Origin of the sequence: Dokdonella sp. (assembly GCF_039926425.1) — a bacterium.
Taxonomy (GTDB): Bacteria; Pseudomonadota; Gammaproteobacteria; order Xanthomonadales; family Rhodanobacteraceae; genus Dokdonella_A.
On sequence record NZ_JBDSWZ010000052.1, the window covers coordinates 1 to 7,446 of the forward strand.

Annotated in this window: 4 protein-coding genes and 1 pseudogene; 4 read left to right on the forward strand and 1 reads right to left on the reverse strand. The window is 64.3% G+C overall.

Translation table 11 applies throughout. The features are described 5' to 3' along the window. Positions 1–450, forward strand: a 450-nt coding sequence (locus ABIV12_RS03170) for an endonuclease/exonuclease/phosphatase family protein (RefSeq protein ID WP_348056147.1), incomplete at its 5' end; no start/stop codon positions are given. A gap of 111 nt (positions 451–561) precedes the next feature. On the opposite strand, the gene ABIV12_RS03175 is transcribed toward ABIV12_RS03170, so the two are convergent. Next, the gene (locus ABIV12_RS03175; protein WP_348056149.1) at positions 562–3,444 is read right to left on the reverse strand and encodes a TonB-dependent receptor; all 2,883 of its coding nucleotides are present in this window, start codon (positions 3,442–3,444) and stop codon (positions 562–564) included. A 230-nt stretch (positions 3,445–3,674) separates the two neighbouring features. Between ABIV12_RS03175 and ABIV12_RS03180 the strand changes: the two genes are divergently transcribed. The 3 genes and pseudogenes from ABIV12_RS03180 to cca all read left to right on the forward strand — a co-directional run. Beyond that, on the forward strand, positions 3,675–5,747 hold the full coding sequence (locus ABIV12_RS03180) for a transglycosylase SLT domain-containing protein (RefSeq protein ID WP_348056151.1): 2,073 nt from the start codon (positions 3,675–3,677) through the stop codon (positions 5,745–5,747). A 79-nt stretch (positions 5,748–5,826) separates the two neighbouring features. Then, positions 5,827–6,765, forward strand: a complete 939-nt coding sequence (locus ABIV12_RS03185) for a complex I NDUFA9 subunit family protein (RefSeq protein WP_348056153.1) — start codon at positions 5,827–5,829, stop codon at positions 6,763–6,765. Between the two features lie 41 nt (positions 6,766–6,806). Beyond that, a pseudogene (cca, locus tag ABIV12_RS03190) lies at positions 6,807–7,446 on the forward strand (multifunctional CCA tRNA nucleotidyl transferase/2'3'-cyclic phosphodiesterase/2'nucleotidase/phosphatase); the annotation flags it as partial.

Below are 7,446 nucleotides of genomic sequence, written 5' to 3' on the forward strand. Positions count from 1 at the left end.
GCCCGCTGGCAACCCGATGAAGTGCTCGACTATCCGTTGCCCGGACGCATTCCCGGACGCGGCGCGCTGTGGGCGCGCTTTGGCCATGGCGCCGACGCGCTGGTCGTGGTCGTGGCGCATCTGTCGCTCGGAGCGGTTGCACGCGCACGCCAGGTCGCGTTCCTCGCCGAACTGCTCGGCGATCATCCAAACGCGGTGCTGATGGGCGACCTCAACACGCCCTCGCAGGCGAAGGAGCTCGATCTTCTCTACACCCGCACCTCGCTGGTGCGAACCCACGATGCGCCGGCGACGTTTCCGAGCTGGCGCCCCACGCGTTCGATCGACCACATCATCGTGTCCGCATCGATCAAGGTGGAGAAGCGCTGGGCATTGCCGCATCCCGTTTCCGACCATCTCCCCATCGCGGCGCGTGTGAGCTTTCCCGCGGCGTTGTCGCGCATCGCCTGAGCCGCAGCGGTCGACGGAAACGCGGGCAGAAAAAAGGGCCGCACATGGCGGCCCCTCTCCCTCCCCAACACGTTTTGCGACCGGATCGAATCCGGCAGGAATGGGCTGCGATCAGAACCGCAGGCTGGCTTCGATGTAGGTGAAGCGACCCGGCAGATCGTAGTTCGATGCGTCGTAGCCGTTGAGCGAGCACGACAGGCAGACCGGCGGATCCTTTGCGAACACGTTGTTGATGCCGCCCGAGATGCTCATCTTGTACTGGACCGGCAGCGTCCAGGTGAGGCGCACGTCGTGGAACGTGGTCGCGCCGAGCACGTGCGTGCCGTTGGTGCGCCCGCTGCCGAGATTGTCGGGCTCGCTGCAGATGCCGAAGCCGGCAGCGCCGCCGCAATCCTCACGCAGCTTCGACAGGTAGCGCATGGTCCAGCTGGCGGACCAGTCGGCCAGCGTCCAGCTGCCCGTCAGCGTCGAGCGGATGCGCGGAATGCCGCCGTCGGCGACCTCGCGACCGACGGCAGCGGGCTCGGCGAGTCCGGTATCCGTCGCCACTGCGCTGTACTTGTTTGTGTACGTGTTCTGCCAGTTCGCGCCGAAATGACCGATGCCGGTGTCCGGACTCTGCCAGGCGATGCCGAAATCGTATCCGTTGGTGTCGAGGCGGCCGAGATTGCGCAGCGTGTTGGTGAAGCCGTTGATGGATCCGTTGGCGGCGCGCGTGATACCGGCGCAAAGCAGCGGATCGAGCGTTGCGACGCAGCGATTGAGCTGGGTCTGCGCAGCCGGCGCCTGGATCGCGTTGGCCACCTTGATCCGGTAGTAGGTCAGTTCGAAGTCAAGCTTCTGCGACCAGCTGGTGTTGTCCGCCCAGCTGGGGCTGTAGACGCCACCGAGCGTCGTGCTCCGCGATTCTTCCGGCTTCAGGTTCTGGCTGCCGCCGGTGATGATCGAGATCTGCGGATTGTTCTGCGTGAAGCCGGGCGGCACGCCGAGCGTCGTGCAGTTGGCCGTGACGTTGCCGCTGCAGGGATCGTTCAAGGTCGCATCGAATCGCGAGAACGTACTGAACAACTCGCCGATCGACGGCGCGCGGAAGCCATCGGCCACCGTGCCGCGCAACGTCAGGTCATCGAACAACTGCCAGCGCAGACCCAGCTTGTTGTTGGTGGTGTTGCCGAAGTTCGAATAATCCGAATAGCGCGACGCGACGCTGAGGTCGAGATGTTTGGCAAACGCAAGATCCGCAAGCAGCGGGGCGTTGAGCTCGACGTAATACTCGTTGACCGAATAGCCGCCCGAGGTCGGACCGGAAGGCACACCGTTTGAATCACCCGCCGTCACCACCGAGTCGGGCGTGTACGAACCCTGCAGCTTGCGGTGCTCGTACCCGGCCGCGATGTCGAGCGAACCGGCCGGCAACTGGAACAGGTTGCCGGAGATGTTCGCGGTCCACATCTCGAGCTTCTGCTTGCTGCGGTCGTTCTCGGTGAACAGGATGTAGTTCAGCATGTCCTGCGTGATCGTGCCCGGACCGCCAAAGAGGTTCAGGGGAACGCATGGCCCGGTGCACTGATCGACCGGACCGAGCGCCGTCATGATGTGGCGGATGTTGTAGGTGCCGGAGACCGTCTGCTGCGCGTTGTTCGTGCTGTTGACGTAGTTCACGTCCCAGAAGAACTGGCGGTCGGAGAAGCTGATGTCGCCATTGAGGCCGGTGGCGTAGTACTTCGTGTCGACCGACTGCTTGAAGATGCGCGGACCGCCTTCGACCATGCGCCGACCGAGACCGAAGTCGGGGCTGTTGCCGTCGAGCGTGAAACCGAACGGGTTGTACGGATTGGTCACGTCAACGCCGGTGCGGTAGCACAGGTCGATTGCCTGGCAGAACTGCTGGCCGAGGAAGATCGGCTCTGGTGCTGCCTGGTTGGTCGAGTCACGCGAGTTGTACAGGCCCTTCAGGTAGAAGTTGACGTGGTCGGTGATGTGATAGGTGCCTTGCGCGAAGATGCCGGTGCGATCCTGTGGTGTCAGCAGCAGGTTGTACGGTGCGAAGTTGAAGCGGTCGGCCGTCGAAAATCCGTGGAACCCGCTTGGAAAATTCTGCAGGCCACCGGCGCCGGCAACGCCGTTCGAGGTGATGTTGCAGAACCCGTCGGGACACAGGCCCCCGAAATCAACGCCTCCGGGAGTATCAAAAAGATACCGCGTACCGGGCGTTGCGGAACTGCCATTGGAAAGCCCGGTGCCGGGCACCGGGAATTTCGCCTGCGAAAAATCGGCCGAACTGATCCCGTTCTGCTTGAACCGGCTGATGTCCATGAAGAAGTCGAGCTTGTCGGTGCTGCCACCGAGTGACACGTTGCCCGAATAGGTCTTGCCATCGCCGGTGGAGTAGTCGCCACCGTAGATGTGCAGCCCAAGCCCGGCCTGCTTTTTCTTGGTGATGACGTTGATCACGCCCGCGATCGCATCGGAGCCGTACAGCGACGACGCACCGTCCTTCAGGATCTCGATGCGGTCGACGACGCTCGCCGGAATCGTATTGAGATCGACCGCCGCCGAAACACCGGAGGCGGAGGATTCATTCACCCAGCGCACTCCGTCGACGAGGATCAACGTGCGTTTCGCGCCAAGGTTGCGCAACGAGACCGTGGTCGATCCGGAACCCACGCCGCCGCCGTCTGGCGGAAAGCCGAAGTTGCCGGCCGAGTTGAACTTGGTGTTGAGCGACGACCCGCTGACCGAGAGGCGCTGAAGCACGTCGCCGATCGAGCCGAGACCGGTCGCCTCGATGTCCTTCGACGTGATGGTGAGCACCGGCGTCTGCGATGCGATTTCCGCGCTCTTGATGCGCGAACCGGTGACTTCGATGGCCTGCAGCTTCTGCACGTCATCGCCGGTCTGGTCCTGCGCGACGGCAGGGACGACACTCAATGCCGACAGCAGCGAACCGGCCAGGGCGTGTTTGAAAATTTTCGCGAGACGACGTGATCGCATGAAACCTCTCCGGGGACGTTAGATCGGAATCCGTGGTGGGCCGCGTTCCGCTGGCGTTCACCGACGTGAATAAAATGTAAGTCAAGCGTTCTGTTTTTGCTACAGAAATGTGAATTTTCTGGAATTTGCAATAAAAACAATCGGTTTCGAAGGGCGCAGACACCGTTATTTCGGTTGGATGCACTGCAGCAACGCTACACTGCGTGCTGGACTGAGCGGGATGGCGTCGAATGGATGGGTTTTCCCGCCGCTTCGTGCGGCGATTGATCGTGATGGCAATGGGCTGTTCGTCGGCGTTCGTGCCTCTTCAGGTGCTCGCGGACCACTCGGCAGATCGCACGCAGTTCCGCGCTGCTTACGCCGCCGCGACCCGCCCGCCCGAGGGCGAGTGGAAAAAGCTGGCCGCGACGATCGACCCGCGCTATCCGTTGCTGCCCTACCTCGAACTCGCGTCGTTGCGTCCGCGGATTTCGAAAGTCGATCGGCGCGACGTCGAACGCTTTCTCGCGGCATGGCCGGACACGCTCGCGGCGAGCGATCTGCGCAAGGCCTATCTGCGCGAGCTCACACGTCGCGGCGACTGGACCGCGTACCGCGCTCTGTACGTACGCAGCAACGATCGCGACCTGCAGTGCGACGAACTGCAGGCGCAACTCGCAGCGCACGCAACGCTCGAGTACGCCCGCGATTTGGAGACCCTCTGGCAAGGCGCCCGCAAGCTGCCTGGCTCATGCGATCCGGTGATGCGCGCAGCGCGTGCCGGTGGCGTTCTGTCCGACGCTCTGGTGTGGCAGCGGATCGAGCGGGCCGCTGGTGAAGGCAGCATTGAATCCGCGTCTGATGCAGCTGCATTGCTCGACGGCGCGGGTCGCGCGGACGCGGCACGCATCGTCGACAACCTGCGCGATCCGCCAGCGGCGTTCGTCAAGGCGAAGAGCTGGACTGACGATGCGCGCACGCGCGATGCAATCGCTTACGGTCTGGCCCGCTACGCGCGACGCAACAGCGCTGCCGCCGAAACTGCGTGGGCCGACCTGGAACCGCGCTTCAAGTGGAACGCGGCGCAGAAAAATCGCGTGCTCAATGCGCTCGCACTGTATCGCTCGACCAGCTATTCGCCCGATGCGCTGGCGCGACTGAAGGCGTTGCCCGCGGACGCCGAAGACGACGCGACGCGCGAATGGCAGGTGCGCATCGCGCTCACCAGCGGCACTCTCGCCGAAACGCTTGCGGCACTCGGCGATCTGTCCGCGCAACAGAAAGAAGATCCGCGCTGGCGCTACCTGCGTGCCCGCGTGCTGATGAAGCTGGATCGCAAGACCGACGCGTCACCGATCTTCGCAGCGCTCGCGCGCGAGGCCAATTTCTACGGGTTTCTTGCCGCCGACTGGATCGACCAGCCGTACTCGATCTGTCCCAACACGCTGGCGCACGATCCGGCCGTCGAAGCCATGCTGGCGAGGCAGCCAGACCTCGAGCGCGCGTTTGAATGGCGCGCGTTGGGCATGCTGCCGGAGGCGCGGCGTGAGTGGGACTTTGCGATGACGAAGCTCGACGACGCACAGCGCCGGCTCGCGGCCGACATCGCGTACCGGCGTGGCTGGTACGACCGCGCGGTCTTCGCGTTCTCCGCCGACCCCGATACGCAGCGCTTGTACGAGCAGCGATTCCCGCTCGGCATGGAGACCCAGGTGCGCGCCGAAGCACGCGTTGCGGGCATCGATCCGGCATGGGCCTACGCGATCATCCGCGCAGAAAGCGCATGGATGACCGACGCGCATTCGAGCGCCGATGCATATGGATTGATGCAGCTGCTGCCGGCCGTCGCCAAGCAACTGGCGAAGAGCGAATCGCTGCCCTATTCGAACGCGCAGGACCTGTTCAACGCCGATCTGAACGTGCAGCTCGGCACGCGCTTCCTTGGGCGCATGGCGGACCGATTTGACGGCAGCCCGTGGCTTGCGAGTGCCGCCTACAACGCCGGCGAAGCGCCGGTCGGACGCTGGCTCGATGCACGCTCGACGCTCGATCCGGATTTCTTCGTCGAGACGATCCCGTATCGCGAAACGCGTGAATATGTGTCGCGCGTTCTGGCTTTCAGCGTGATCTACGACTGGCGCATGAACGGCAAGGTGCTCGCGCTCTCGGCGCGGATGCCGAAGATCGGCCAGCCGTACAAGGCGCCGACCGACGCGACGGTGCGCAAGGCGGTGATTTGTGCGGCGGCCCAGCCGCCCGCTGCACCACTGCCCGCTGCGCCCGCGTCCGATCAACCGCCCGCGGCAAGCGACGAAACGCCGTGACGCCCTCGCCCGTCGCGCCATTGCATTGCGTGGCGATGGGAAACCCGCTACACGCAGATCCCTTCACGGAGTGTCCTCGATGAAACCGCAAACGATCGTCGTGCTCGGAGGCACCGGTTTCGTCGGCAGCCATCTGGTGCCGCGCCTGCACGCCGATGGCCATTCGATCACCGTTCTGACGCGCAATCGCGAACAGCATCGCGAACTGGGCGTGCTTCCGCGCGTGAGGGTGGTGAATGCCGATGTCCACGATTCCGCCGCACTGACGCGGCATCTGACCGGCGCGGACGCCGCCATCAACCTCGTCGGTATCCTCAACGAACGCGGCAGCGATGGCCGCGGCTTCCACGCGGCGCACGTCGAACTCACGCAGACCCTGATTGCCGCATGCGAGGGTGCCGGCGTACGCCGACTGCTGCAGATGAGTGCGCTGCGCGCCGGCGAAGGCACCAGCTTCTATCTGAAGACACGTGGCGAAGCGGAAGCGCTGGTCACCGCATCGCGACTCGCGTGGACGCTGTTCCGTCCGTCGGTCATCTTCGGACGGGGTGACGGTTTGTTCTTTCGATTCGCGTCCCTGCTTGGCTTCACGCCCGTCCTGCCACTCGCGCGGGCCAACGCCAGATTCACACCGGTCTACGTCGGCGACGTGTGCGAGGCGTTCGCACGCGCGCTCGCCCATCCGCACACCGCTGGACGCACGTATGAACTTGCGGGACCGCGAACGATCACGCTGGCGGAGATGGTGCGCTGGACCGCGCAGCTGACGGATCGGCGTCGCTGGGTGATTCCGTTGCCTGACACGCTCGGTGCGATCCAGGCACGTGTCGGCGAATGGCTGCCGGGCAAGCCGATCTCGCGCGACAACTTCCGTTCGCTGCAACTCGACTCGGTCGCGACCGACGACGGCCTCGCCGCTCTCGGCATCGTTGCGACGCCGATGGAGCAGATCGTGCCGGCGATGCTTGGCCGCGATGTTCGACAACGTCGTCTCGATCACGCGCGGCACAACTACTGACCGGGCGATCCTGCACCGATCGGGTCTGGCACAATCGTTCGATGCAACGGTATCTGGTCGGCGGCGCGGTCCGCGACACATTGCTCGGCATTCCTGTCGTCGATCGCGACCACGTGGTCGTGGGTGCGTCGCCGCAGGAACTCCTGGATCTCGGCTACACGCCGGTCGGCAAGGATTTCCCGGTATTCCTGCACCCGCAAAGCCATGAGGAATATGCGCTCGCGCGCACCGAGCGCAAGACCGGCCGTGGCTATCATGCATTCGCGTTCCACGCCGATCCCTCGGTGACGTTGGAGCAGGACCTCGAACGCCGGGACCTGACCATCAACGCGATGGCCGAAGCGGACGACGGAACGATCGTCGATCCGTTCGACGGCCAGCGCGATCTCGCCGATCGGCTGTTGCGTCATGTCTCGCCGGCATTCGTCGAGGATCCGGTGCGCGTGCTGCGCATCGCACGGTTCGCAGCGCGCTTTGCAGCGCTTGGTTTCCGCATTGCCGACGACACGTTCGCGCTGATGCGGCAGATGGCGGCGACTGGTGAACTCGATCATCTGGTGGCCGAGCGCGTGTGGGCGGAGACGCGCAAGGCGCTGACCGAAGCGACGCCGTCCGCATTCGTGCGCGCATTGCGTGACGGCAATGCACTGCGCGTGATCTTTCCGGAAATCGATGCGTTGT